Genomic DNA, 23,615 nt, shown 5'->3' with positions numbered 1-23,615 from the left:
AATGGGTAGATGACCTCACTGCCCCTGCTTGAACCAGCCACGGACACCGCCTGCTGCCCGCCGGCAGTGCCCACGCTGGGCGCTGCCGAAGCGCAAAACAGGGCGGCGGTGTTCAAGGCCCTGGCCGACCCCAACCGGCTGCGGCTGCTGTCCATCGTCAAGAGCGCCGAGAGCGGAGAGTCCTGCGTCTGCGACCTCACCGAGCCGCTGGACCTTGGCCAGCCCACCGTGTCCCACCATCTGAAGATCCTCGTCGACGCCGGGCTGCTGCACCGTGAAAAGCGCGGAACCTGGGCCTACTACTCGCTCGTTCCCGGCGCCCTTGAGCGCACGGCAGGGCTGCTGGAGAGCCTGTGACTCGAGCGGGCTGTCAGCGATGACAACCCGTTCCGCGCGTCAACCACCACGCTGGTTCCGGGGAGCGGCGGTGCCGTGGAGTGGTAACTGTGGCCGGTGGGTGTCCGGAGTTTGATGGTGTGCCGGGGGCCTGGCCGTGGGATCGCTTTCCAGCCAGGTTTTCTTTGGTGTGGTTGCAGGCTTCGCACAGGCCGGCCCCGTTGGCCAGGCTCGTGGTCCCGCCCTCGTGCCACGGAACAACATGGTCGTCGTGGCGGATCGGCGCGTCGCAGTACGGCGTGCGGCAGGTGTCCACCGCTACGGCGACCAAGGAGCTACCGGCGGCATGGGGATAGCAACGGCAAGACTCATGGGTCACGACCACCGGATCGTGCTGGCAGACTTGGACCGGACGCGCCTCGATGATGCGGGGCGCGTGCTGGCCATGGCCGGAGTTGAAGCAATCGTTCATTGCGGCCAGGTTCGGCGAGCGGGGAGCGCGGGTCGTGTCTGTCTCTCCAGGCAGCTTCGATACTGCGATGGGGCGTCTGGAGGAGAATCACGGAGCCGGCGACCTAGTGAAGTGGGCAGCAATCAAGCGATTCGGCAAGCCCGAGGAGATCGCAGCTGTTAGCGCGTTCTGCGCAAGTGAAGCGCCCGGCTACCTGACTGGGGTCGACATCTTGGTCGATGGGGGCACCAAGGCTGGGCAAGAGTCTGCAACGGCTCAGAAAAGGGCTCTGTAACATCCGCGCCGATATGGCGGCAGCCCTAGCCGGCCGTAGTCAACTGGCCGCGGAACGCCCTGCGGTAGGACTGCGGGCTGGTGTCCAGCACTTTGGCGAAGTGGTGGCGCAGCAGCACGGGGTGGCCGAACCCGGCCTGCCGGGCCACTTCATCGATGTTCAGTTCAGTGGATTCAAGCAATTCCTGGGCCCTCAATACTCGTTGGGAATTCAGCCATGCCGCCGGCGTGGCGCCCGTCTCGGCACGGAAGCGACGGGCGAACGTCCGGGGTGACATATGCACCCTGGCGGCAAGTTCGTGGACGGGGTGCTCCTCGTCCAGGTTCTGCACCATCCACCGCAGGAGTTCCTCCATCGGCTGCGATCCGCATTCCGGCATGGGACGGTCAATGAACTGGGCCTGTCCGCCGTCGCGGTGTGGTGGCACCACCATGTCCCGGGCTATGGCTGCCGCCACGGCTGCGCCGAGTTCCACACGGACCAGATGCAGGCAGGCGTCTATCCCTGCCGCGGTTCCGGCGCTGGTAATAATCCGGCCGTCCTGGACGTAGAGGACATTTTCGTCCACTTGGACGTTGGGAAACTTCGCTGCCAACTCGCCGGAGTAATGCCAGTGAGTGGTTGAGCGCCGCCCGTCCAGCAGCCCCGCACGGGCCAGGGCAAACGCGCCGGAGCAAATGGACATGACCCATGCACCCCGCGCATGCGCCGCCCGAAGGACCTCGAGCACTTCCTCGGGGACGTCTTCATCCCGGCCGTAGGGCGTCATGATCACAAGGTCCGCGTCCGCTGCGGCCTCGAGACCCAGGCTGACGTGCATGGTCAGACCGGATTTGAGGGGGATGTCCCCCGGCTCCGGCGCGCAGACTCGGAAATCGAATTTCGGGACGCCGGTGCCCCGGTCCGAACGGTCGATGCCGAACACCTCAAAGGCGGTGCTGAACTCGAAGATGGAGAAGTTGGGAACCACGATGACTGCCACTGACTTGAGCATGAATCCAGTATGGCAGAAATTTGTCCTTTATAGTCATTTCTGCCACTTTTTTCCTTACCCCTACAGGAGAACCATGGAGCTATGGAAATCTTCGGAATCGCCCTCGTTGTCCTGATCCTCATCTCAGTGGTTGCTTCCCTTACCGCCGTCGTGCGGGACGGTCGCGGACACACCCCGCCGGAATACTCGATCCGGGACTGGTCCGCACTCGACCTGCCCAGCCGCAACTACACGGTGCGCAACTTCTAGGTGCACACGCTCCCAATACCCGCCGCCAACAGCAAAGGACCCGGCTCATGCCGGGTCCTTTGCTGTTGCAGGGTGTTGCTGTTAGCCGAGGGCGATATCCGAGGGGTGGACCGCAGGGGGCGTTATGTCCATCGTCATGTAAGCCAGGCATGGGCGGCGACCCCGCCGGACGGTCCGTGAAGCCCGCGCCGGCCGCAGTAGACTGGTTCCAGCCATGACTTTTCATATCTCCTACCCCGCCGAGCTGCCGGTCTCCGAGCGCCGCGAGGACCTGATGGCCGCCATCGCTGCCAATCAGGTGACCATCATTGCCGGCGAGACCGGCTCGGGGAAAACCACCCAGATCCCCAAGATGTGCCTTGAACTGGGACTCGGTGAGAACGGCCTGATCGGCCACACGCAGCCGCGGCGGCTGGCCGCCAGGACAGTGGCCGAGCGCATAGCCTCCGAACTGGGGGTGGAGATCGGCCAGGAAGTCGGCTTCCAGGTCCGTTTCACCGGAGAGGTCAGCCGCTCCACGAAGGTCAAGCTCATGACCGACGGCATCCTGCTGGCCGAGATCCAGCGGGACAAGCTGCTCCGTAAGTACAACGCCATCATCATCGATGAAGCCCACGAGCGCAGCCTCAACATAGACTTCATCCTCGGATACCTCAAACGGATCCAGCCGCAGCGGCCCGACCTGAAGGTGATCATCACCTCGGCCACCATCGATCCCGAACGCTTCGCGAAGCATTTCGGCTCCGACGACGCGGCCGCCCCGATCGTGGAAGTCTCGGGGCGCACGTACCCCGTGGAGATCCGCTACCGGCCGCTGTCGCAGCCGTCCGGCGGCGCTGACGACGAGAACGCTTCCGACGACGAGCTCGAGGAGGACCGGGACCCGCTGGATGCGGTGTGCGATGCCGTCGACGAGCTCGCGCTCGAAGCACCCGGCGACATCCTGATCTTCTTCTCCGGCGAGCGCGAAATCCGGGACGCAGCGGAGGCACTGAACGCCAGGATCCAATCCAACCGGCGCCTCGCCGCCACCGAAGTGCTCCCGCTCTTCGCGCGGCTGAGCCTGCAGGAGCAGCACCGCGTCTTCAACCCAGGCAGCAAGCGGCGGATCGTGCTCGCGACGAACGTCGCCGAGACCTCCCTGACCGTTCCAGGCATCAAGTACGTCATCGATACGGGTACCGCCCGCATCTCGCGCTACTCCCACCGCACCAAGGTCCAGCGCCTGCCGATCGAACGGGTTTCGCAGGCCTCGGCAAACCAGCGCTCCGGCCGCTGCGGCCGTGTGTCGGACGGCATTGCCATCCGGCTCTACTCCGAAGAGGACTTCGAATCCCGGCCGCTGTACACGGACCCGGAAATCCTGCGTACCAACCTGGCCGCGGTAATCCTGCAGATGACAGCCATGGGTGTGGCACGCGGACCCAAGGACATCGAAAGCTTTCCGTTCGTTGAGCCTCCGGATTCCCGTGCCATCAACGACGGCGTCACCCTGCTCCGGGAGCTCGGCGCCCTGCGCACACCAACAGCGGGTACGCCAACAGCGGGCACGCCCAAGACAGGCGCAACCGCCGGCAACGGTTCCGACCGCAACACCGGCGGCCTGACCGCCGTCGGGCAGAAACTGGCTCAGCTGCCGGTGGACCCGCGGCTGGGCCGCATGATCGTAGAAGCCGGAAAACGCGGCTGTGTCCGCGAAGTCATGATCCTGGCGGCGGCTCTGACGATCCAGGACCCCCGCGAGCGCCCGACCGACAAGCAGCAACTGGCCGCGGAAAAGCATGCCCGCTTCCGCGATGAGAATTCCGACTTCACCGGCTTCCTGAACCTGTGGAACTACATCCAGGAAAAGCAGCAGGAGCTTTCTTCCACCCAGTTCCGACGGCTCTGCCGCAATGAGTTCATCAACTACCTCCGTGTCCGCGAATGGCAGGATCTGTTCGCCCAGCTGCGCCAGCTGGCCCGGCCCCTAGGCATCAGCCTGGACAACAAGCGGCAGGCCGACCCCGTCGGCAATCACGAGGGCGTCCACATCAGCCTGCTGTCCGGGCTGCTGAGCCATATCGGCATCCTCGATGAGCGCAAGCGGGAATACGCGGGGGCGCGCGGCAGCCGCTTCGCCATCTTCCCGGGTTCGGCCCTGTTCAAGAAGTCCCCCACGTTCGTCATGGCCGCGGAGCTGGTGGAGACCAGCCGACTGTGGGCCCGCGTCGCGGCGAAGTTTGAGCCGGCATGGGCCGAACAGGTGGCCCCGGACCTGGTCAAGCGCAGCTACAGCGAGCCGCACTGGTCCACGAAAATGGGCTCCGTCATGGCCTACGAGAAGGTCACGCTGTATGGCGTGCCCATCATCGCCCAGCGTCGGATCAACTACGGCAAGGTTGACCCCGTTCTGGCCCGCGAGCTTTTCATCCGGCACGCGCTGGTCGAGGGCGACTGGAAAACCCACCACAAGTTCTTCCACCGGAACCGTGCCCTGCTCCAGGAAGTCGAGGAACTCGAAGCGAGGATGCGCCGCCGTGACCTGCTGGTGGACGACGAAACGCTCTTTGAGTTCTACGACGCCCGCGTGGGCAAGGATGTTGTCTCGGAACGGCACTTCGACCGCTGGTGGAAGGAAGCCCGGCAGCAATACCCGTCCCTCCTTGACTTCGACCAATCGCTGCTTCTCAGCGAAGACGCCGATGCCCTGGACGAATCCGCCTATCCGAAGACGTGGCTGCACAAAGGCTTCGAACTGCCACTGAGCTACGAATTCCACCCGGTGGCGCCCGGATCGCCGCCCAACCCCTCCGACGGCGTCACCGCCGAGGTGCCGGTCCTGTTCCTGAACCAGCTCGAGGACGCACCCTTCCGCTGGCTGATTCCCGGCCAGCGGGTGGAGCTGGTCACCGCGCTGATCAAGTCGCTGCCGAAGCAGGTCCGGAAGAACTTTGTTCCCGCTCCGGATGTGGCGCGGCGGGCGGTGGCGGCCCTGGAAGCCGATTTCGATCCTGCCGAGGACGATCTTGAGTCAGCGCTCGAACTGGTGCTGCGGCGGCTGCGGGGGCACATCATCCCGCCGGGTTCCTGGAACTGGGAGGCTGTTCCGCAGCATCTGCGCGTGAGCTTCAAAGTGGTGGACAGCCACGGCAAGGTGCTGGACGAGGGCAAGGACCTTGAAGCGCTGCAGGAGCGGCTTGCACCAGCCACACGGCGTGCCATCGCAGAATCACTGGGAGCCACACCTGCCACCGCGGGGCCGCGCACCGCCAAGAAGGGCCCGCAGGCTTCAGCCCCGCCGGCCCGTGACGGCCGCCCGCAATCAGCGCACGGTTTCACGGAACAGTCCGGCCTGACCGAGTGGTCCTTCGGCACTGTGCAGCGCGAAGTCAGCGTGACGGTCAAGGGGCATACTGTGACGGGCTACCCCGGGCTCGTGGACGAAGGGAAGTCCGTGGCACTGCGGGTGTTCCAGTCCGCGTCCGAGCAGCAGGAGGCCATGCGCGGCGGCGTCATCCGCCTGCTGGCCCTCAGGGTGCCCTCGCCGGACCGCTATGTCCTGGAGCACCTCAACAACACGGAGAAGCTGACCTTCAGCCAGAACCCGCACGGGTCGGTGTCAGCCTTGATCGCCGACTGCGCGCTCGCGGCGATCGACAAGCTCACCCCGGCGGAATTGCCCTGGGACCAGGCCTCCTTTGATGCACTGTATGAGCACGTCCGCGCGGAACTGATCGACACCGTCTTCAGCGTTACCGCCGTCGTGGAGCGCGTTCTCGCCAGCACGCGGCGGATCGAAAAGCAGCTCAAGGGCACCACCAGCCTGGCGCTCATCAGCGCGCTCAACGACATCAAGAGCCAACTGGAGCAGCTGGTGTTTCCCGGGTTCGTTGCCCGGACAGGCTACGCCCAGCTGAGCCAGCTGCCGCGCTACCTCGCCGCCATCGAAAAGCGCCTCGAAAAACTGCCCGGCAATGTGCAGCGCGATGCCCTCAGCATGGCAGCGGTGCAGCGTCTGGAGGATGAGTACGACGACGCCGTGTCAGCCCTGCTGCCGGGCCGCCGGGCAGGGGCTGAACTCACGCAGGTGCGCTGGATGATCGAGGAACTGCGGGTAAGCCTGTTCGCCGTCGAACTTGGCACCGCCTACTCCGTCTCGGAGAAGCGGATCCGTGCCGTGCTGAACAAGGCCCTCGCAGCTTAGGTCGCTGTTCGGGCGTCGTTGTCCTAGGCGTCCGGCACGAACTCGCTGTAACCGGCATCGCGCAGCCCGGCACGGAGCTTTTCGGCGTTGGCGTCGAGCCGGGCAGGGTCCGGATTGTGGTCCGCTGTGCTGAAATCAAACTCCGCCATGCTGTTGGACGGCCAGACGTGCACGTGCATGTGGTTGATCTCGTAGCCCGCCACGATGAGGCCTGCCCGGGCTGCCCCGAACGTCTCCACCTGGACCGCGCCGATACGGCGGGCCACCTCCATGACCTTGGCCAGGGTCTCCGGTGATGCGTCCGTCCAGCGGTCCACCTCCTCAGTGGGCACCACGAGGGTGTGGCCGTCGGCGAGCGGGCCCATTGTCAGGAACGCCGAGACGTCCGGCTCGCGCCAGACAAAACGTCCCGGGATTTCCCCGTTGAGAATCTTGGTGAACAGCGTGCTCATGCGTCAGCCCTTTCCGACGGTTCCTGCAGGGTGGTTGTATCCAGGACAAAACGGTACTTGACGTCGCCCGCGACCATCCGGTCATACGCGTCATTGAGCTGGTCGGCCCCGACAATCTCGACGTCCGACACCACTCCGTGCTCTGCGCAGAAGTCCAGCATCTCCTGTGTTTCGGCGATGCCGCCGATCAGTGAGCCGGCATACGCAATGCGGCGCCTGATGAGTGCGCCGGGGTTCACGGGCGGCATGGCCTCGGAGGGCAGCCCCAGCTGGAACAGCGCCCCGTCCCGGCGCAGGGTGCGGAAGAACGGATTCAGGTCATGCGGTGCCGCGACGGTGTCGATGATGAGGTCGATGCTGCGGTTCGCTGCCGCCATGGCGTCCGCATCGCTGGAAAGGATGACGCCGTCGGCACCGAGCTCCAGGGCCGCGGAAACCTTGGACTCCGACGTGGTGAAGACCTTCACTTCGGCGCCCATGGCTTTGGCCAGCTTGACGGCCATGTGGCCCAAGCCGCCGAGGCCTACGACGCCCACCACATCGCCCTCCTCGACGCCGAAGTGGCGAAGCGGCGAGAACGTGGTGATGCCGGCGCACAGCAGCGGCGCCACCGCCGCGGTGTCGAGGTTCTCCGGGACCCGCAGGACGTAGCGGCGGTCCACCACCACGGATGATGCATAGCCTCCCTGGGTGACGGCATCGCCGTTGCGGGCATCCTTGGCCCCGTAAGTGCCGGTCATGCCCCGCTCGCAATACTGCTCGAGTCCGTCGAGGCAGCTATCACATTCGCGGCAGGAGTCGACCATGCAGCCCACGCCCACGAGGTCGCCGGGGGCAAAATCGTCCACATCCGAACCCACACGGCTGACCCTGCCCACAATTTCATGCCCGGGCACCAGCGGATAGTTCTGCGTACCCCACTCACCGCGCGTGGCATGCACGTCCGAGTGGCACAGGCCGCAGAACTCAATGGCAATTTCGACGTCGTCAGCCTTCGGTGCACGCCGGGCCACCGTGAGCGGCACCAGGCCGCCGGTGCTGGAGACGGCACCGCGGGCGGCCGCCAGGCGTCCCTGCCGGGGGTCCGCCGCTTCGTCGGGAGCCGCGTCCGGGGAAATCCCGTCGGCGCGCGGAATGTGCAGGGCAAGCGGAGGCGGTACGGGGCGTCCAGGAGTCATACTGCGACGCTACCCTCCGCAGACGGAACAGTGCCAGCCGGACCTGTGCCAGCCGGGGCACCGGTCTCGACGGGCAGGGAAGGATCGTTGGACCACTCCGAAAAGGACCCGGGAAACAGTGCTGCGGTGATCCCTGCGATTTCAAGTGCCGCGATCTGGTGGGCGGCGGTGACACCGGAGCCGCAGTAAACCGCCGTCGGCGTTTCCGCATCCGCGCCCAGCCGGGCGAACCGCTGCCGGAGGTCGCGTGCCGGAAGGAAGCGCCCGGCGTCGTCGAGGTTTTCGGTTGTGGGGGCACTGACAGCGCCGGGGATGTGGCCGGCGCGCGGATCCACCGGCTCCACCTCGCCGCGGTACCGTTCACCGGCACGTGCATCGAGCAGCACGCCCTGGTTGGCCCAGTCCGCCGCCTGCGCCCGGTCGATAACGGGCATGGCGCCGTCGGTGAGCGTCACATCGCCTGGGCCTGCTTCCTCCGGCCCGCCCTTCAGCGGCAAGCCGGCCCGACGCCAGGCGGCCAGGCCGCCGTCGAGCAGGCAGACGCTTCGGAAACCGGCGTTGCGGAGCATCCACCAGGCGCGGGCCGCGGACGTGTTGCCGGCGTCGTCATAGGCAACCACCACGTCACCTGTGCGGATGCCCCAGCGGCGGGCGGCAGCCTGAAGGGTGGGCAGCGGAGGCAGCGGGTGCCGGCCGCGGGCGGGCTCTGCAGGTTCGGCCAGTTCGGTGGGAAGGTCCACGTACACCGCACCCGGTATGTGGGCGTCGAGGTAGTGCCGGCGGCCGTCCGGATCGCCCAGCTTCCACCGGACGTCCAGCAGTACAGTGCGCTGGCCCGATGCAAGCCGTGCGTTCAGCGCAGGCACGTCCATGAGGGTTTCCACCAGGTCTCCTTCCGATTGGACCGGCACTTTGCCGGCAGGCAGCACCAACTCTAGCCGCCGATCAATCCGGCCGCCGGTAGGCTGATGCGGTGAGCAAAGTACCCAGCGGCGCCCGGGCATGGGCTGACGAGGCCGTCCGTAAAATCAATGCTGAGAACAACCGCTCGGCGGACACGCACCTTTATTCCGTGCCGCTGCCGGAGCACTGGGGTGTCCAGCTGTACCTCAAGGACGAATCCACGCACCGCTCCGGAAGCCTGAAGCACCGGCTGGCCCGGTCCCTGTTCCTGTTCGGCCTGGTGAACGGCTGGATCACGGAAGGGACCACCATTGTGGAGGCGTCCAGCGGCAGCACCGCAGTCTCCGAGGCCTACTTCGCGCAGATGTTGGGGCTGCCGTTCATAGCCGTCATGACGCGCACCACCAGCCCCGAAAAGATTGAACTGATAGAGCAGTTCGGCGGCGCCTGCCTGCTGGTGGATCATGCCTCCGAGGTCTATGCGGCCGCCGCGGAAGTGGCAGCGACCAGCAACGGCCATTACATGGACCAGTTCACCTACGCCGAGCGGGCCACAGACTGGCGGGGTAACAACAACATCGCCGAATCCATCTTCGGGCAGCTCGCGCTGGAAGAGCATCCTGTCCCCCGTTGGATCGTGGTGGGCGCCGGAACGGGCGGCACCAGCGCAACCATAGGCCGATACCTCCGCTACCACCGGCATGACACGGGGCTGACAGTGGTGGACCCCGAGAACTCGGCGTTCTACCCGGGCTGGCGCAGCGGAGCCGCAGACTTCAGTACCGGCCGCCCCTCGCGGATCGAGGGCATCGGACGGCCACGGATGGAGCCCAGCTTCGTGCCGGCAGTGATCGACCGCATGATCCAGGTGCCCGATGCCGCGTCCGTCGCGGCCATGCGCCACCTCCACGGGCTGGCGGGGCTCCATGCGGGACCCTCCACGGGAACCAACCTCTGGGGAGTCTGGCAGCTGATAGCAGAGATGATCGCCGATGGGCAGCGCGGCAGCATTGTTTCGCTCATGTGCGACGGCGGCGACCGCTATGCGGGTAACTACTACAGCCCGGCGTGGCTCGCCGCGCAGGGGCTGGACCCTGAGCCGCATGAGCGAACCATCCGGGAGTTTTTCGATTCCGGGGTCTGGAACGCTTAGACGTCCACCGATTCCCGGGCGGAGAGATGGGTAAACTCCGTGCCGTATTTGGCACCCAGCCGCTTGACGTGGCCTTCCACGAGCTCCAGGCCCGCGCCGTTGAGCAGCGCGTCATGGACCGGAAACGCCCGCGGCGCGCGTACTCCAATGACGAAGTCCACCACCTCGCTGACCTTATTCCACGGCGCATGGACCGGAACCAGGAGAGTCTTGACGCTGATGCCGTCCGGGATGATGAAGGAGTCGCCGGGGTGGTACACGTTTTCGTCCACGAGGTAGCCGATGTTGGCCACTATGGGAACGTGCGGATGAATCAGTGCATGCTGCCCGCCGAAGCTCCTGATCCCGAACCCCGCGGCGTCGAAGGACGTTCCGGGATCGACCGTGTGGATGCGGGACACGGCATCGCGTGCTTCCTTTCGGAGGTTTTGGGCCACACCGCCCGGTGCGAACAGCTCCAGCTCGCGGTTGTCCTTAAGCGCCGAGGTCACCGCGGCCACATCGACATGGTCCGGATGCTCGTGGGTGATGAGGACGGCGTGGGCGCCGTCGAGCGCTTCGGCGGATTCGGAATACCCGCCGGGATCGATGACCAGGACGTGTCCGTCTTTTTCCAGACGGACACAGGCGTGCGTGAATTTGGTCAGCTTCATCCGGCCAGCCTAGGGAACCGGCCGATAAGTGTCCACGGGCCTCCGGCTGGTAATCTTGAACACGCAAGTATCCCTTAGCGAAGCGAGTCCATTCATGCCACACGGCGCCAGCGCTGAAGGCAGGCCGCTGACCCCTCTGGTTGCGGCTGGCGGGAAAGAGCAACGGGTCACGAAGCAACGACTGGCGGTAAGTGCCGCACTGGATGAGCTGCATGACTTCGTGAGTACCCAGGAGCTGTACCGGATCCTGCAGAACCAAGGAGTCTCGGTCTCCCTGGCCACCGCCTACCGTATCCTGCAGTCCCTTGCCGACGAAGGCCTCGTGGACGTGCTCCGCAACGGAGACGGTGAGGCCGTCTACCGCCGGTGTGCCGTCACCGAGCACCACCACCATCTCCTCTGCAGGAGCTGCGGCAAGGCCGTGGAAGTGGAAGCGCCTGCCGTGGAGACCTGGGCCGCCAAGACAGCCCAGGAGCACGGCTTCACCGAGATGGCCCACACCGTCGAGATCTACGGCCTCTGCCCCGCCTGCTCGGCGCGGAAGGCCGACACCACGCAGAGCGAGAAACAGGCCGAATAACAGGGCGCTCAGCAGCTGGACGAGGGCTTACTGGACGCAGGCTTACTGGCCGTCAGGCAGTCCGCAGGACCCTGCCGTTGAGCCCGCGTTTCGCGCGGACGCTGCCGATGACCCGGCACACGACGTAGATCACGAAAGACAGCGTTGTCACGTAGGGGCTGATGGGAATGCGGCCGCCCAAGGCGAGGAGGATGCCGCCTACTGTCGCGACCATGGCGAACACCACGCTGAGGATCACTACCAGCCGCGGTGAGGACGTGACACGCAGGGCAGCCGCGGCGGGCGTAATCAGCAGGGCCAGTACGAGAAGCGCCCCCACGATCTGGATCGACAGCGCCACGCTCACGCCCAGAAGGACCATGAACACCAGGGCAAGCAAGCGGACGGGCACGCCGCGCGCCTCCGCCAGTTCAGGATCGACGCTCGCGAAGCTCAGCGGCCGCCAAATAGCGATCAGGCCTGCCATCACCACCATGGCGGTGCCGGCCAGGGCCTGCAGCTGCACCGTATCCACCGAGACAATCTGCCCCGTAAGCAGGCCGAATTTGTTCGCCGCCCGCCCTTCGTACAGGGAAAGGAACAGGATGCCCAGTCCCAGCCCGAAGGGCATGATTACGCCGATGATCGAATTCTTGTCGCGTGCCCTGACGCCCATGAACCCGAGCAGCAGCGCTGCCGCCACGGAACCGATCAGGGAGCCGAATACGACATCGGCCCCGATGAGCAGCGCGAAGGCCGCCCCGGCAAAGGACAGCTCTGAGATGCCGTGGACGGCGAAGGCGAGGTCGCGCTTCATCACGAACGTGCCCACCAGGCCCCCGAGCAGGCCGAGTACCGCTCCGGCCCAGAGGGAGTTCTGGACGAGAACCAGCAGCTCGCCGTAGTTTTCGAAGTTGAAGACCGACTGCAGAATGCTTTCCAGATCCATCAGACGCCATCCCCCGCCGCGGCGCGGGCATCGTCATGGTGGTGCGTAGTGGCGTCCGGCAATCCGACAACGACGATCCGTCCGTTCGCGTGGATCACGTCGACGTGGCTGTCGTACAGCTCCGACAGGACGTCGGTGGTCATCACCTCGTGGGGCGTCCCTACGCTGAACCGGCCGCCGGCGAGGTAAAGGATCCTGTCGACATAGTCGATGATCGGGTTGATTTCGTGGGTCACGAACACCACGGCGCTCTCTTGCTCGTGGCATTGGTCATTGATGAGCGCACTGACGGCCTGCTGGTGATGCAGGTCCAGTGAAAGGAGCGGCTCATCGCAGAGCAGCACTTTCGGGTCGGTGGCGAGGGCCTGCGCCACCCGCAGCCGTTGCTGCTCTCCCCCCGAGAGTTGCCCCACCGGGACCTTGCCATATTCGGCGGCCCCCACGAGCTCCAGCAGTTCATCAATCCGGCGGTCCGCCTTGGCGTTTCCGAGCCGGATCCCCCACCTGTGGCCGTCGACGCCCAGCCCCACAAGGTCCCTCGCCCGCATGGGCGTGTCCGGAGGAAAAGGCTTCTGCTGCGGGATGTAGCCAATAAGGTGGCTCCCCCGTTCCACCGGATGCCCGCCAAGGAAAGCAGTGCCGGAGTGCAGTTCCTGAAGCCCGAGCAGCACTTTGAGGAAGCTGGTTTTTCCGCTCCCGTTAGGCCCCAGAACCGCGAAGAACTCCCCCGGGTGGATGTCCAGGTTCAGGTCTTCCCAGAGTGCCCGCCTGCCAAACTTCAGGGAAGCTTCCCGCAGGCTGATCACTGGATTCAACGTTTCTTCGTCTCCAAGGCTTTATCGATGTTCTGAACATTGTCCGTCATCCACTCCAGGTAGGTCTTGCCGTCGGGCAAGGTTTCGCTGAACTGAACGACCGGGACACCGGCTTTTTCGGCCGCATTTTTCAGGGCCTCTGTTTGCGGGCCTTCGGTTTGTTCGTTGTAGGCGAGGAAGCTTACCTCCGGCGAAGCCGCCAGCTGCGTCGCGGCCCGCAGCACCGCCGGGGGCACATCGCTGCCCTCTTCGATGGCGGCCGTATATTCTTCCGGGGTGCGGTTTTCCAGGCCGGCCGCTTCCAGCAGATAGAGCGGGACAGGTTCCGTTACCGCGACGCGGGAGGCGCCGTGGGCAGCCTTGACCGCGGCGAGCTTGCCCTCCAGGTCGCTCAGCCGCGACTTGAAGGCAGCGGCATTCGCTGTGAATTCTGCTGACGAACCGGGCGCGAGCGTTGCGAGCCTGGTGGCGACGGCATCGGCCAGCCGGCCCATGGCCGGCACGCTGTACCAGACGTGTTCATTGAACTCGCCGTGCTCGTGTGCGTGGCTGTCTTTGCTGCTTTCCGAGTGCCCGCCGGCTTCCTCCGGCGCGAGGCCTGAAACTTCCACGGCACTGACAATGTTCTCGTGCGGGATCTTGCTGTCGTCCGCCATCTTGTGGATGAAATCGTCGTAGCCGCCGCCATTCTCCACGATGAGGTCCGCCTTGGAGATTGCGAGCCTGTCCTGGGCGTTGGCCTCATACGAGTGGGGGTCCTGGCTCGATTTCGTGATGATGGCCCTGACGTCTACCTTGTCGCCGCCAATGGCCTGGACGATGTCGCCGTACACATCCGTAGACGTGACAACGGAGACGCCATCCTCAGCCGGCGCCGAGGAGTTGGGAGAGGATGCTGCCGGGGAGCCGCAGGCTGTCAGCATCAGGCCGGCACAGGCTACGGCTGCGGTCAGGGAGGTACGGAGGACACGTCGGGTACGGCGCAAGGGAAAACCTCGGTTCTGGGTACGGCTTTGCGGGATCTGCAACCCCACAAGTCTAGCCCCTAAATAGGAATGATTCCTATTTAGGGGAGACCGAAGGAAACTTCCGCTCCTGCTATTCACCATCGGGCTGCCCCAGACGGCGTATGCCCTTAGCCTGGGTGGCGTCGCGGATCTCGCCCACCAGTTGCTCGATGACGTCCTCCAGGAACAGCACCCCCTCTGTCTGGCCGTCGGGGCCGATCACGCGGGCCAGGTGCGAGCCCGTACGCTGCATGACGGACATGGCTGTCTCAATCTCCGCGTCGCGCGGGAGGTTGGCCAACGACCGGATCCGGCTTTCGGCAATGGGATGCTGATAGCCGGATTCAGGGATCGAGAGCACATCCTTGATGTGCAGGTAACCGGACAGCATGTCGTCTTCGTCCACCATCGGGAACCTCGAGAACCCGGTACGGCTCACGGCCTTCTCAAACTCGCACGGCGTCGCCGAGGTTTTCAGCATGACCAGACGCTCCAGGGGAACCATGACATCCGCGGCAGTGTATTCCGAAAACTCGAGCGCGCCGGTAATGAGGCCCGCATCATCATCCACCAGTCCATGACGGGTTGACTCCTGCACGATGGACTGGACTTCCTCCAAGGTAAAAGAGGAGTTGACCTCGTCCCTGGGCTGGATCCGCATTAGCTTCAGGACGTGGTTCGCCGACCAGTTCAGCGTAACGATCACAGGGTTCACTATCCGGGCGATGAACATGAGCGGCGGGGCCAGGAGCAGGGCGGCCTTGTCGGCCACGGAGACAGAAATGTTCTTCGGCACCATCTCCCCGAACGTTACGTGCAGGAATGTCACCGCCATCAGGGCAACGCCAAAGGCGGCGACGTCGGCAAGTTCCTTGGGCACGCCGAGTGCCTCCAGTGGAACAGCCAGCAGGTGGTGGATGGCCGGTTCCGCCACCAGCAGGATCAGCAGGGAGCAGACCGTGATGCCCAGCTGTGCACAGGCCAGCATCAGCGAGACGTTCTCCATGGCCCGCAAGGTGGTGTGGGCACGCATCGAGCCGGCGTCAGCCAGCGGCTCGATCTGGCTGCGCCGTGCAGACATAACCGCAAACTCGGCCGCCACGAAGAAAGCGTTGCCGAACAGCAGCAGGACCAGCCAGAGAATTCCAACCCAGTCGCTCATACCGCTCCGCCATTCCTTGAGGGGCTGTGCCTGGACGAACCATTCCTGACCGAGCCCTTGCCGGAATGGCCGGTCTCCGCGGACGCGTCGACGGCGGAGCCCTCGCTGGGCTCGCGGTCCGGCTTGAAGCAGATGCGGTCGATCCGGCGGCCGTCCATGCGGGTGACGCTGAGGGTTCCACCGCCCACCGTGACCGTATCCCCCACTGAGGCTATGCGGCCAAGCTCGCTCATGACGTAGCCGCCCACCGTTTCATAGGCTGCTTCGTCCGGAACACTGAGTCCGGGAATCTGTTCAGACAGTTCATCCGGCCGCATCAGGCCGGGGAAGTACCAGTCTCCCGAAGCGCTCTGCAGCAGACCCGGCCGAACCTTGTCATGCTCGTCAGCCACTTCCCCCACAATTTCCTCGACGAGGTCCTCCAAGGTAGCGATGCCTGCAGTTCCGCCGTACTCGTCCAGCACCACCGCAAGCTGCAGGTTGCCTTCCTTCAGCTCTGCCAGCAGGGCGTCGAGGTGGATGGTTTCCGGGACGCGGAGAACGTCTGTCATGATCGCGCCGGCCTCCAGGTTCTGCCGGCGTTCGGAGGGCACCGCAATCGCTTTCTTCACATGGACCAGTCCGCGGATGTCGTCTGCGGAATCGCCGATGACCGGGAAGCGCGAGTATCCGGTGCGGCGTGCGGCGTCGACGATATCCGAGACGGGCTGGTCGGCGTCGATGGTTTCGACGCGGATGCGGGGGGTCATCACATCGGCCGCTGTCCGGCCCGAGAAGTTCAAGGTCCGGGCCACAAAGTTTGCGGTACCCGGATCCAGGGTCCCCATGGCCGCCGACCTGCGGACCAGGGAGGCAAGCTCCGCGGGCGTCCGCGCCCCTGAGATCTCCTCTTTCGCTTCAAGTCCGAAGACATGCAGCACCTTATTGGAGAATCCGTTAAGGAGAAGGATGGCCGGCTTGAAGATGGCGGTAAACATCAGCTGTGGCCGCGCCAATGCCCGTCCAATACGGAACGACAGGGCGATCGCCATGTTCTTCGGAACAAGCTCGCCAAGCAGCATGGAAAGCAGCGTGGCGATCACCATGGCGAGTACAAGGGAGACAGATTTGGCCACCGCTTCCGGGAGACCCAGCACAGCCAGCGGCGCATGCAGCAGCGCCCCGACCGACGGTTCCATGACATAGCCCGTCAATAGGGTGGTCATGGTGATGCCGAGCTGGCAGCTGGACAGTTGCGTGGACAGCGATTTCAGGCATTTAAGGAGCGGGACTGCCGCGACGTCGCCGGCGTCCACGGCGCGCTGCACCGTGGGCTGGTCAAGCGCTATGAGAGAGAATTCGACGGCGACGAAGAAGCCGGTGCCGAAAATCAGCAGGAAACCCGCTGCGAGAAGAAGCCACTCCATTTAGCAGCCTGCCTGGGCCGGCACGGCGCTGCGGCTCCGGGAGCCGGGGCGGCACTCAGGGCGCTTCGAACGGCCAGGCGGAGGATGGTCGGCCGAGGCCTGCGCTGCTTTCAGGGAGGTCCCGGCCAAGTGCAGCGACTGACTTTGACGGGATCGTGAACGGGGTTTGCCGGCACTGCGGGTGGGCTGTGCGGGAGCGCTGATGTTGCTCCGCTGACAGCCCCCAGGCCGGCACCTAGATTTACTGTCCATAAGAATTGCAGTCTACAGGAGCACAGGCGGGCTCGGCGGTGCGAACGGACCCCGGCCCGGCCCGCTGGCGGGATTCCGGAACAGCATCCACGGCCACTGCCAACGCACAGTTTCGGCCGGATTTTTGCCGGACCCACGCCACAAATCAGCGACAACATGATTTGGGTCACGCTTATTGGCGGTTAACCATCGAACGTAACTAGACTGGCAGAGGTCTGGGTTCATAGGACACAGAAACTGGTTCGATTGTTGTGCCGTGGCACCTTGGCAACCAGAGGGAATTCAAACTCATGGAAGAGGCGTATTTCAAGTGCCAGAGCAGCCTAGCCACCGTCTACCAGAGGAATTTGGCGGAAATGAGTGGCTCGTTGACGAACTGTACGAGCGTTACCAGCAGGACAAGAATACGGTCGATGCAAAATGGTGGCCCCTGTTCGAATCCTTCGACAGCAGCAACGGCCCGACGTCCAACGGCGCCCCCGGCGCGGCAGTGCCGCCGGCCCACCCAGCTACGCGCGAAATGCCGGTTGTAGCGCCCCCGGCTCCGGCCAAGGCCCCGGCTTCCGCAACTCCTGCTCCCCAAGCACCTGCAGCCGCGCCGGCAACGTCGCCGGCCGCACCTGCGAAGAAGGCCCCGGCGACGGTGGCCCGCGACGGCGCCAAGAAGGCCGAGGCGGGCACGGGCGCCCAGCCCATTCCGGCGCAGCTCCCCAAGAACGTGAAGGCGCCAACCGCGCCGGAGGAAGACGTTGTCTCCGTCCTTCGCGGTCCAGCCAAGGCCATTGCAACCAACATGGTCACCAGCCTCGAGGTGCCCACCGCCACATCCGTCCGGGCGATTCCGGCCAAGCTGCTGATCGACAACCGCGTCGTCATCAACTCCAACCTGGCCCGCGCACGCGGCGGCAAGGTCTCCTTCACCCACCTGATCGGTTACGCGGTCATCCGGGCGCTCCGCCAGTTCCCCTCGATGAACGTGTACTACGACGAAGTGGATGGCAAGCCCGTAGCCGTCCAGCCGGCCCACGTGAACTTCGGCATCGCCATCGACATGCCGAAGCCTGACGGCACACGCCTGCTTATGGTGCCGAACATCAAAAAGGCTGAGACCCTCAACTTCTCGGAGTTCTGGCACACCTACGAGGACCTCATCAAGCGTGCCCGCAACGGCAAGCTGACCGCTGAGGACCACCAGGGCACCACGGTCTCGCTGACCAACCCGGGCGGCATCGGCACCGTGCACTCTGTTCCCCGCCTGTCCAAGGGCCAGGCCGCCATCATCGGCGTCGGCGCCCTTGACTACCCTGCCGAGTTCCAGGGTGCCAGCGAGAAGATCATTGCGCACAACGCCATCAGCAAGGTCCTGACGCTGACGTCCACCTATGACCACCGGGTCATCCAGGGCGCAGGCAGCGGCGAGTTCCTCAAGCTGGTCCACCAGCTCCTCCTCGGTGCCCAGAACTTCTACGACGAGATTTTCGAATCCCTGCGCATCCCCTATGAGCCGGTGCGCTGGAGCCCCGACCTCCAGGTGGACCCGTCGGACCAGATCAACAAGGTTGCCCGGATCCAGCAGCTGATCCACTCCTACCGCGTGCGCGGTCACCTCATGGCGGACACCGATCCGCTCGAGTACGTCCAGCGCAAGCACCCGGACCTCGACGTCCTCACCTACGGCCTCACGCTGTGGGACCTGGACCGCGAATGGCCCACCGGCGGCTTCGGCGGCAAACCGCAGCTGACATTCCGCGACATCCTCGGCGTGCTCCGCGACGCGTACTGCCGCACCACGGGCATCGAGTACATGCACATCCAGGAGCCTGCCGAGCGCAAGTGGTTCCAGGACCAGCTGGAGCACCCGTACTCCAAGCCGAGCCGTGAAGAGCAGCTGCGCATCGTTTCCAAGCTCAACGCCGCAGAGGCCTTCGAGACGTTCCTGCAGACCAAGTTCGTCGGCCAGAAGCGCTTCTCCCTCGAGGGCGGCGAGTCCCTGATTCCGCTGCTTGACGCCATCATCTCCGATGCGGCCGACGACGGACTGGACGAGGTTGCCATCGGCATGGCCCACCGCGGCCGGCTCAACGTGCTCACCAACATCGCCGGCAAGACCTACGCTCAGGTCTTCCGCGAGTTCGAGGGCACCCAGGATCCCCGCTCCGTGCAGGGTTCCGGCGACGTCAAGTACCACCTGGGCACCGAGGGCACGTTCACGTCGGACAGCGGCAACGAGACCAAGGTCTACCTGGCCGCCAACCCGTCCCACCTCGAGGCCGTGGACTCCGTGCTGGAAGGCATCGTCCGCGCCAAGCAGGACCGTCTGGACCAGGGCGAGGCCTTCCCCGTGCTGCCCATCATGGTCCACGGTGACGCTGCCTTCGCGGGCCAGGGAGTCGTGGCTGAAACCCTCAACCTCTCCCAGCTGCGCGGCTACCGCACCGGCGGAACCATCCACGTCGTGGTAAACAACCAGGTCGGCTTCACCACCGCCCCGTCCGCGTCCCGCTCCTCCACCTACTCCACGGACGTCGCCAAGATGATCCAGGCACCGGTGTTCCACGTGAACGGCGACGATCCCGAGGCTGTGGTCCGCATCGGCCAGCTCGCCTACGAGTTCCGCCAGAAGTTCCACAAGGATGTTGTCATCGACATGGTCTGCTACCGGCGGCGTGGCCACAACGAGGGCGACGACCCCTCGATGACCCAGCCGCTGATGTACAACCTCATCGAAGCCAAGCGTTCGGTCCGCAAGCTCTACACCGAATCCCTGATCGGCCGCGGTGACATTACCGAGGAAGAGGCAGAGCAGCTGCTTCGCGACTACCAGGAGCGGCTCGAGCGGGTCTTCGCCGAAACCCATGCGGCGCAGACTTCTCCGATCCCGATCATCACGGCGGATTCCGCCGCTGTGTCGGACATCGAGCGGCCCCAGGCCCAGCAGTCGGACTTCGGCACCAACGCCCCTGCGTCCACGGCGATTTCGGCCGACACGCTGGCCCGGATCGGCAAGGCACACCTGGAAATCCCCGAGGGCTTCACCGTCCACGCGAAGCTCAAGCAGCTGCTGGAGAAGCGCGAGCAGATGTCCCGCGAAGGCGGCATCGACTGGGGCTTCGGCGAGATCGCTGCCTTCGGCTCGCTCATCATGGAGGGCGTGCCTGTACGGCTCGCCGGCCAGGACTCGCGCCGCGGCACCTTCGTTCAGCGCCACGCCGTCTTCCACGACCGCGCCAACGGCAACGAGTGGCTGCCTCTGGGCAACCTCTCCGATGACCAGGCCAAGCTGTGGATCTATGACTCCCTGCTGTCCGAATACGCGGCCATGGGCTTCGAATACGGCTACTCCGTGGAGCGGCCCGATGCCCTGGTGCTCTGGGAAGCGCAGTTCGGTGACTTCGTCAACGGTGCGCAGACCATCATCGATGAGTTCATCTCGTCCGCCGAGCAGAAGTGGGGCCAGCGCTCATCACTGGTGCTGATGCTTCCGCATGGCTACGAGGGCCAGGGGCCGGACCACTCCTCCGCCCGCATCGAGCGCTTCCTGCAGCTGTGCGCCGAGGAAAACATGATCGTGGCCAACCCCACGACGGCCGCCTCGCACTTCCACCTGCTGCGCCGCCAGGCCTACAGCCGTCCGCGCAAGCCGCTCATCATCTTCACGCCAAAGCAGCTGCTGCGCCTCAAGGCTGCCGCTTCGGCCGTGGAGGACTTCACCACCGGCGGCTTCCAGCCGGTCATCGGTGAGCATGAACAGCTGCAGGCGGACGCCGTCGAACGCGTCCTCCTCGTCTCGGGCCGCCTGTACTACGACCTGCTCTCCACGCGGCAGAAGACGGACGACAAGACGACCGCCATCGTCCGCGTGGAACAGCTCTACCCGCTGCCGCACGCGGAAATCGAAGCGGAACTGGCCAAGTACCCCAACGCCGAAGTCGTCTGGGCGCAGGACGAACCCGCGAACCAGGGTCCGTGGCCGTTTATGGGCCTGAACCTGCCGCAGGCACTGGACCGCAAGATCCGCCTGGTCTCACGCCCGGCGTCGGCGTCCACGGCCGCCGGTTCCATGAAGCGGCACGCTGCCGAGCAGGATTCGCTCCTGAAGCAGGCATTCGCGCGCAAGTAGCAGTACAGCTGCCCGGCCGGACGGTGACATACCGTTCCAGCCGGGCAGTTCTGTTTAATCGGCATGAGTTAATGGACACAGCCGGGGAAGCCCGAACAGTATCCGGATCAGGCCGTCGAGCAGGGATGCCCGGCACTCAGGGCAAGCCCTCAATATAAGTGAAGAGGTAGTAGTGGAAGACAGGAAGCTGCGCATCGCAGCTGTTGGAGATGAACTGCTGGCCGGCCTCGGGGATCCCCGCGCGCTGGGCTGGCTGGGCCGCGTCCTTGCCCGCACTCCACAGGACGGCATGATTCTTGAGAGCTACGCCCTCCCCTGTCCGCAGGAAGGCACCGAGGGCCTGGCGGCCCGCTGGCTGGAGGAAGCCGGCCGCCGGTTCAGCGACCTGCATGAGAACCGCCTGGTCATTGGCCTGTCGGGGCGCGATGTGGAGTTCGGCCTGTCCACTGCGCGGAGCAGGCTGAATCTGGCCAACATCCTTGATTCCGCAACCCAGAAGCGGCTTGAGGTTTTTGTCGTAGGACCGCCGCCCACCCTGGACCCTGCCCAAAACCGCCGGCTCGGAGAACTCAACACCGCGTTCTCGGATGTCACCACCCGGCGCAAGCATCTCTACGTGGACACCTTCACGCCGCTGCTCAACCATGAACAGTGGCGCCAGGACCTGGCCGCAAACGGCGGCACTCCCGGTCAGGCCGGTTACGGCCTGATGGCCTGGCTTGTTCTCCACCGGGGCTGGTTCCAGTGGCTGCGAGTGGACACTCCGGACTAAGGAGCCCCACTTGCGATATATCTTGATCGCGGCACGGGACGGATGTATGGTTGGCGCATAGTCACGATATATCGCAACTGGAGGAGTCATGGCAGACAGTTCCTGGACCGTCACCGGCCCGCAAACCATCGACGTCGACGGCGTCTCGTCGCTGAAGCTCGGTATTGTCCGCGGCCGGTTCGACATCGTCACCCATGCGGAAAACGTGGCCCGGATTGAGGTGTCGGACGTTCACGGTGACCCGCTGGCGGTGTCGGTGACAAATGGCCGGCTGGAGGTCAGGCACCAGCTGCATGGCCCGCAGGGCTGGTTCAAGAACCTGATGGGCGCCGTCAACAACAGCAGCGACAACTCGGTGGTGGTCAGCATCGCCCTGCCCGCCGGCGTCGACGTCGAGGCCGGAACCGTCAGCGGCGACGGACTGGTTTCGGGAATTAGCGGCCACACCAGGCTCAACACCGTCTCGGGCTCCGTCATGTCGGACGGCACGTCCGGTGACCTCCACGTCAACACAGTCAGCGGCGAAGTCATAGCCCGGAACCACCGGGGCGTGCTGACGGCGAAGAGCGTCTCGGGCGAGGTCACGGCGTCGGGCCGGTTCACCAACATCCGGGCCCACACCGTCAGCGGCGACATGAGCTTTGACCTTCAGGACTTCACCCACGATTTCGGGGCCAACTCGGTTTCCGGCGACCTCACCATTCGGCTTCCGCACGACGTCGGCGTCGACATCGTGGCCAAATCGGCCAGCGGGGCGGTAGTGATCGACAACCAAAATTACGTCCTGCCCGGAGGTACGGTGCAGACCATCACCGGTCCCGACGCGAAACTGATGCTGGTTAGGACCAACTCGGTATCCGGGAAGACGTCCATCTTCCACAGCCCGGCTCCGGCGGATGCAGAAACGGGGCTCTGATGCCACCGGTCTTTGCCCACGGGGCTCTGCGACTCTATCTGCTCGCCCTCCTGGAGTCCGGCCCCAAGCACGGCTATGAACTGATCAAGGCGCTCAGCGAGCGGTTTGGCGGCACATACTCCCCCAGCGCCGGCACCATCTATCCGCGGCTGGGAAAGCTGGAGGAAGAGGGACTGGTAGCCACGCAGTCGGAGGGCAGGCGCACCAACTACCGCATCACAGCCGCCGGCCTGGCCGAGCTCAACAGCCGGAGGGACGAGCTCGCTGGCGTGGAAAAGAACATTTCGGCCTCGGTACGCAGGCTGGCGGACGACCTCCGCGCTGACATCCGCAGTAATATGCGTGGCCTGCGGGCAGATCTGGCCGCCTCCGCGGAAGCCGCCCGGTCGGGAGCCGCGCCGGCCGGCGCCCGCGCGTCCGCCGCATCCCGGCACTCCCCTGATGCCCAGCGAATGCTCATGGAAGCGGAAATGCTGCTTCAGGCCTTCAGGGACGACCTGCGCGTGGAACTCCGCACGCAGGCAGTCACCCAGCCCATCACACCGGTGACGCTCGAGACCGTCAGGACGGTCCTCGACCAGGCACGTATCTCGATCCGGAATTCCCTCAAGGAATAAGCTTGCCCGGCGCCCCCACGTCCCATAATGCCGCCGGTTCGCGGCCCGTCCCCTGATGTGGGAGACTTGAGGGCAGCTCTTTCGAGTACCGATATTAAGGAGGCCAGCTATGAGCAAGCGTGCACGTAAACGTCGTGACCGTAAGCGTGGCGGCGCTAACCACGGGAAGCGCCCCAACACCTAAGCCACG

General features: G+C 65.0%; 21 protein-coding genes and 1 pseudogene. 11 read left to right on the top strand and 11 right to left on the bottom strand.

Features of this window, described 5'->3' with window-relative positions; genetic code table 11:
* Nucleotides 1-9: 9 nt before the first annotated feature.
* Nucleotides 10-357 (top strand): ArsR/SmtB family transcription factor, encoded by a 348-nt coding sequence (locus tag AC5RUM_RS11995; protein WP_494035127.1) that lies wholly within the window; start codon nucleotides 10-12, stop codon nucleotides 355-357.
* Here the strand turns inward: AC5RUM_RS11995 and AC5RUM_RS11990 are convergent.
* Nucleotides 300-649 (bottom strand): annotated as a pseudogene (locus tag AC5RUM_RS11990) (HNH endonuclease); the annotation flags it as partial. The gene AC5RUM_RS11995 and the pseudogene AC5RUM_RS11990 overlap by 58 nt on opposite strands.
* A gap of 109 nt (nucleotides 650-758) precedes the next feature.
* On the opposite strand from AC5RUM_RS11990, the gene AC5RUM_RS11985 reads away from it, so the two are divergent.
* Entirely contained in the window at nucleotides 759-1,082 is a 324-nt protein-coding gene (locus tag AC5RUM_RS11985) for an SDR family oxidoreductase (RefSeq protein WP_494035126.1), read from the top strand.
* Nucleotides 1,083-1,107: 25 nt separating this feature from the next.
* On the opposite strand, the gene AC5RUM_RS11980 is transcribed toward AC5RUM_RS11985, so the two are convergent.
* Nucleotides 1,108-2,076 (bottom strand): helix-turn-helix domain-containing protein, encoded by a 969-nt coding sequence (locus AC5RUM_RS11980; RefSeq protein ID WP_494035125.1) that lies wholly within the window; start codon nucleotides 2,074-2,076, stop codon nucleotides 1,108-1,110.
* A gap of 81 nt (nucleotides 2,077-2,157) precedes the next feature.
* Here AC5RUM_RS11980 and AC5RUM_RS11975 point away from each other — a divergent pair, with 81 nt between their 5' ends.
* Nucleotides 2,158-2,325, top strand: a complete 168-nt coding sequence (locus AC5RUM_RS11975) for a hypothetical protein (RefSeq protein ID WP_309986925.1) — start codon at nucleotides 2,158-2,160, stop codon at nucleotides 2,323-2,325.
* 214 nt (nucleotides 2,326-2,539) lie between these two features.
* A complete protein-coding gene (gene hrpA, locus AC5RUM_RS11970) occupies nucleotides 2,540-6,511 on the top strand; it encodes an ATP-dependent RNA helicase HrpA (RefSeq protein ID WP_494035124.1) in 3,972 nt (1,323 codons plus the stop codon).
* Between the two features lie 23 nt (nucleotides 6,512-6,534).
* Here the strand turns inward: hrpA and AC5RUM_RS11965 are convergent, their stop codons facing one another.
* The 3 genes from AC5RUM_RS11965 to AC5RUM_RS11955 are packed head-to-tail and all read right to left on the bottom strand — an operon-like array spanning nucleotide 6,535 to nucleotide 9,025.
* On the bottom strand, nucleotides 6,535-6,963 hold the full coding sequence (locus tag AC5RUM_RS11965; RefSeq protein WP_494035123.1) for an HIT family protein: 429 nt from the start codon (nucleotides 6,961-6,963) through the stop codon (nucleotides 6,535-6,537).
* Entirely contained in the window at nucleotides 6,960-8,141 is a 1,182-nt protein-coding gene (locus AC5RUM_RS11960; RefSeq protein ID WP_494035122.1) for an NAD(P)-dependent alcohol dehydrogenase, read from the bottom strand. The genes AC5RUM_RS11965 and AC5RUM_RS11960 overlap by 4 nt, the downstream gene beginning before the upstream one ends.
* On the bottom strand, nucleotides 8,138-9,025 hold the full coding sequence (locus tag AC5RUM_RS11955; RefSeq protein WP_494035121.1) for a sulfurtransferase: 888 nt from the start codon (nucleotides 9,023-9,025) through the stop codon (nucleotides 8,138-8,140). Before AC5RUM_RS11955 ends, AC5RUM_RS11960 begins: the two co-directional genes overlap by 4 nt.
* A gap of 89 nt (nucleotides 9,026-9,114) precedes the next feature.
* Between AC5RUM_RS11955 and AC5RUM_RS11950 the strand changes: the two genes are divergently transcribed.
* Complete coding sequence (locus AC5RUM_RS11950; RefSeq protein WP_494035120.1) at nucleotides 9,115-10,197, top strand: PLP-dependent cysteine synthase family protein; 1,083 nt, start codon at nucleotides 9,115-9,117, stop codon at nucleotides 10,195-10,197.
* Here the strand turns inward: AC5RUM_RS11950 and AC5RUM_RS11945 are convergent.
* Nucleotides 10,194-10,850, bottom strand: a complete 657-nt coding sequence (locus tag AC5RUM_RS11945; RefSeq protein ID WP_494035119.1) for an MBL fold metallo-hydrolase — start codon at nucleotides 10,848-10,850, stop codon at nucleotides 10,194-10,196. The genes AC5RUM_RS11950 and AC5RUM_RS11945 overlap by 4 nt on opposite strands.
* Nucleotides 10,851-10,944: 94 nt before the next feature.
* Between AC5RUM_RS11945 and AC5RUM_RS11940 the strand changes: the two genes are divergently transcribed.
* On the top strand, nucleotides 10,945-11,430 hold the full coding sequence (locus AC5RUM_RS11940; protein WP_494035118.1) for a Fur family transcriptional regulator: 486 nt from the start codon (nucleotides 10,945-10,947) through the stop codon (nucleotides 11,428-11,430).
* Nucleotides 11,431-11,482: 52 nt separating this feature from the next.
* Here AC5RUM_RS11940 and AC5RUM_RS11935 read toward each other — a convergent pair whose 3' ends face one another.
* The 5 genes from AC5RUM_RS11935 to AC5RUM_RS11915 form a co-directional block, all read right to left on the bottom strand.
* Nucleotides 11,483-12,358, bottom strand: a complete 876-nt coding sequence (locus AC5RUM_RS11935) for a metal ABC transporter permease (RefSeq protein ID WP_494035117.1) — start codon at nucleotides 12,356-12,358, stop codon at nucleotides 11,483-11,485.
* Nucleotides 12,358-13,173 carry a metal ABC transporter ATP-binding protein gene (locus tag AC5RUM_RS11930; RefSeq protein ID WP_494035116.1) on the bottom strand — a complete coding sequence of 272 codons (816 nt, stop codon included), beginning with the start codon at nucleotides 13,171-13,173 and terminating at the stop codon, nucleotides 12,358-12,360. Before AC5RUM_RS11930 ends, AC5RUM_RS11935 begins: the two co-directional genes overlap by 1 nt.
* Nucleotides 13,170-14,096, bottom strand: coding sequence for a metal ABC transporter solute-binding protein, Zn/Mn family (locus AC5RUM_RS11925; RefSeq protein WP_494035153.1), 927 nt, complete (start codon nucleotides 14,094-14,096; stop codon nucleotides 13,170-13,172). Before AC5RUM_RS11925 ends, AC5RUM_RS11930 begins: the two co-directional genes overlap by 4 nt.
* A 175-nt stretch (nucleotides 14,097-14,271) precedes the next feature.
* Nucleotides 14,272-15,342, bottom strand: a complete 1,071-nt coding sequence (locus AC5RUM_RS11920) for a hemolysin family protein (RefSeq protein WP_494035115.1) — start codon at nucleotides 15,340-15,342, stop codon at nucleotides 14,272-14,274.
* Complete coding sequence (locus tag AC5RUM_RS11915; RefSeq protein WP_494035114.1) at nucleotides 15,339-16,748, bottom strand: hemolysin family protein; 1,410 nt, start codon at nucleotides 16,746-16,748, stop codon at nucleotides 15,339-15,341. The genes AC5RUM_RS11920 and AC5RUM_RS11915 overlap by 4 nt, the downstream gene beginning before the upstream one ends.
* A 562-nt stretch (nucleotides 16,749-17,310) precedes the next feature.
* Between AC5RUM_RS11915 and AC5RUM_RS11910 the strand changes: the two genes are divergently transcribed.
* The 5 genes from AC5RUM_RS11910 (at nucleotide 17,311) to AC5RUM_RS11890 (ending at nucleotide 23,609) form a co-directional block, all read left to right on the top strand.
* Nucleotides 17,311-21,120 carry a multifunctional oxoglutarate decarboxylase/oxoglutarate dehydrogenase thiamine pyrophosphate-binding subunit/dihydrolipoyllysine-residue succinyltransferase subunit gene (locus AC5RUM_RS11910; RefSeq protein ID WP_494035113.1) on the top strand — a complete coding sequence of 1,270 codons (3,810 nt, stop codon included), beginning with the start codon at nucleotides 17,311-17,313 and terminating at the stop codon, nucleotides 21,118-21,120.
* Nucleotides 21,121-21,292: 172 nt separating this feature from the next.
* The gene (locus tag AC5RUM_RS11905) at nucleotides 21,293-21,892 is read left to right on the top strand and encodes a GDSL-type esterase/lipase family protein (RefSeq protein ID WP_494035112.1); all 600 of its coding nucleotides are present in this window, start codon (nucleotides 21,293-21,295) and stop codon (nucleotides 21,890-21,892) included.
* An 88-nt stretch (nucleotides 21,893-21,980) separates the two neighbouring features.
* Nucleotides 21,981-22,808: a DUF4097 family beta strand repeat-containing protein gene (locus AC5RUM_RS11900; protein ID WP_494035111.1), complete on the top strand. Its 828-nt coding sequence runs from the start codon at nucleotides 21,981-21,983 to the stop codon at nucleotides 22,806-22,808.
* Entirely contained in the window at nucleotides 22,808-23,425 is a 618-nt protein-coding gene (locus AC5RUM_RS11895) for a PadR family transcriptional regulator (protein ID WP_494035110.1), read from the top strand. The genes AC5RUM_RS11900 and AC5RUM_RS11895 overlap by 1 nt, the downstream gene beginning before the upstream one ends.
* Before the next feature lie 109 nt (nucleotides 23,426-23,534).
* On the top strand, nucleotides 23,535-23,609 hold the full coding sequence (locus AC5RUM_RS11890) for a 50S ribosomal protein bL37 (RefSeq protein ID WP_369299106.1): 75 nt from the start codon (nucleotides 23,535-23,537) through the stop codon (nucleotides 23,607-23,609).
* Nucleotides 23,610-23,615: the final 6 nt, after the last annotated feature.

Source organism: Arthrobacter sp. B2060, from assembly GCF_059090445.1.
Note: the sequence above shows the minus strand (reverse complement) of the source record. Positions and strands in the feature narration are given on the sequence as shown.

What these genes read in the sequence shown, in the direction of transcription:
- AC5RUM_RS11995 (WP_494035127.1), top strand. Translation starts at nt 10, where the DNA reads ATGACCTCACTGCCCCTGCTTGAACCAGCCACGGACACCGCCTGCTGC.
- AC5RUM_RS11985 (WP_494035126.1), top strand. Translation starts at nt 759, where the DNA reads ATGATGCGGGGCGCGTGCTGGCCATGGCCGGAGTTGAAGCAATCGTTC.
- AC5RUM_RS11965 (WP_494035123.1), bottom strand. Translation starts at nt 6,963, where the DNA reads ATGAGCACGCTGTTCACCAAGATTCTCAACGGGGAAATCCCGGGACGT.
- AC5RUM_RS11920 (WP_494035115.1), bottom strand. Translation starts at nt 15,342, where the DNA reads ATGAGCGACTGGGTTGGAATTCTCTGGCTGGTCCTGCTGCTGTTCGGC.
- AC5RUM_RS11980 (WP_494035125.1), bottom strand. Translation starts at nt 2,076, where the DNA reads ATGCTCAAGTCAGTGGCAGTCATCGTGGTTCCCAACTTCTCCATCTTC.
- AC5RUM_RS11935 (WP_494035117.1), bottom strand. Translation starts at nt 12,358, where the DNA reads ATGGATCTGGAAAGCATTCTGCAGTCGGTCTTCAACTTCGAAAACTAC.
- AC5RUM_RS11960 (WP_494035122.1), bottom strand. Translation starts at nt 8,141, where the DNA reads ATGACTCCTGGACGCCCCGTACCGCCTCCGCTTGCCCTGCACATTCCG.
- hrpA (WP_494035124.1), top strand. Translation starts at nt 2,540, where the DNA reads ATGACTTTTCATATCTCCTACCCCGCCGAGCTGCCGGTCTCCGAGCGC.
- AC5RUM_RS11940 (WP_494035118.1), top strand. Translation starts at nt 10,945, where the DNA reads ATGCCACACGGCGCCAGCGCTGAAGGCAGGCCGCTGACCCCTCTGGTT.
- AC5RUM_RS11925 (WP_494035153.1), bottom strand. Translation starts at nt 14,096, where the DNA reads ATGCTGACAGCCTGCGGCTCCCCGGCAGCATCCTCTCCCAACTCCTCG.
- AC5RUM_RS11945 (WP_494035119.1), bottom strand. Translation starts at nt 10,850, where the DNA reads ATGAAGCTGACCAAATTCACGCACGCCTGTGTCCGTCTGGAAAAAGAC.
- AC5RUM_RS11895 (WP_494035110.1), top strand. Translation starts at nt 22,808, where the DNA reads ATGCCACCGGTCTTTGCCCACGGGGCTCTGCGACTCTATCTGCTCGCC.
- AC5RUM_RS11975 (WP_309986925.1), top strand. Translation starts at nt 2,158, where the DNA reads ATGGAAATCTTCGGAATCGCCCTCGTTGTCCTGATCCTCATCTCAGTG.
- AC5RUM_RS11900 (WP_494035111.1), top strand. Translation starts at nt 21,981, where the DNA reads ATGGCAGACAGTTCCTGGACCGTCACCGGCCCGCAAACCATCGACGTC.
- AC5RUM_RS11915 (WP_494035114.1), bottom strand. Translation starts at nt 16,748, where the DNA reads ATGGAGTGGCTTCTTCTCGCAGCGGGTTTCCTGCTGATTTTCGGCACC.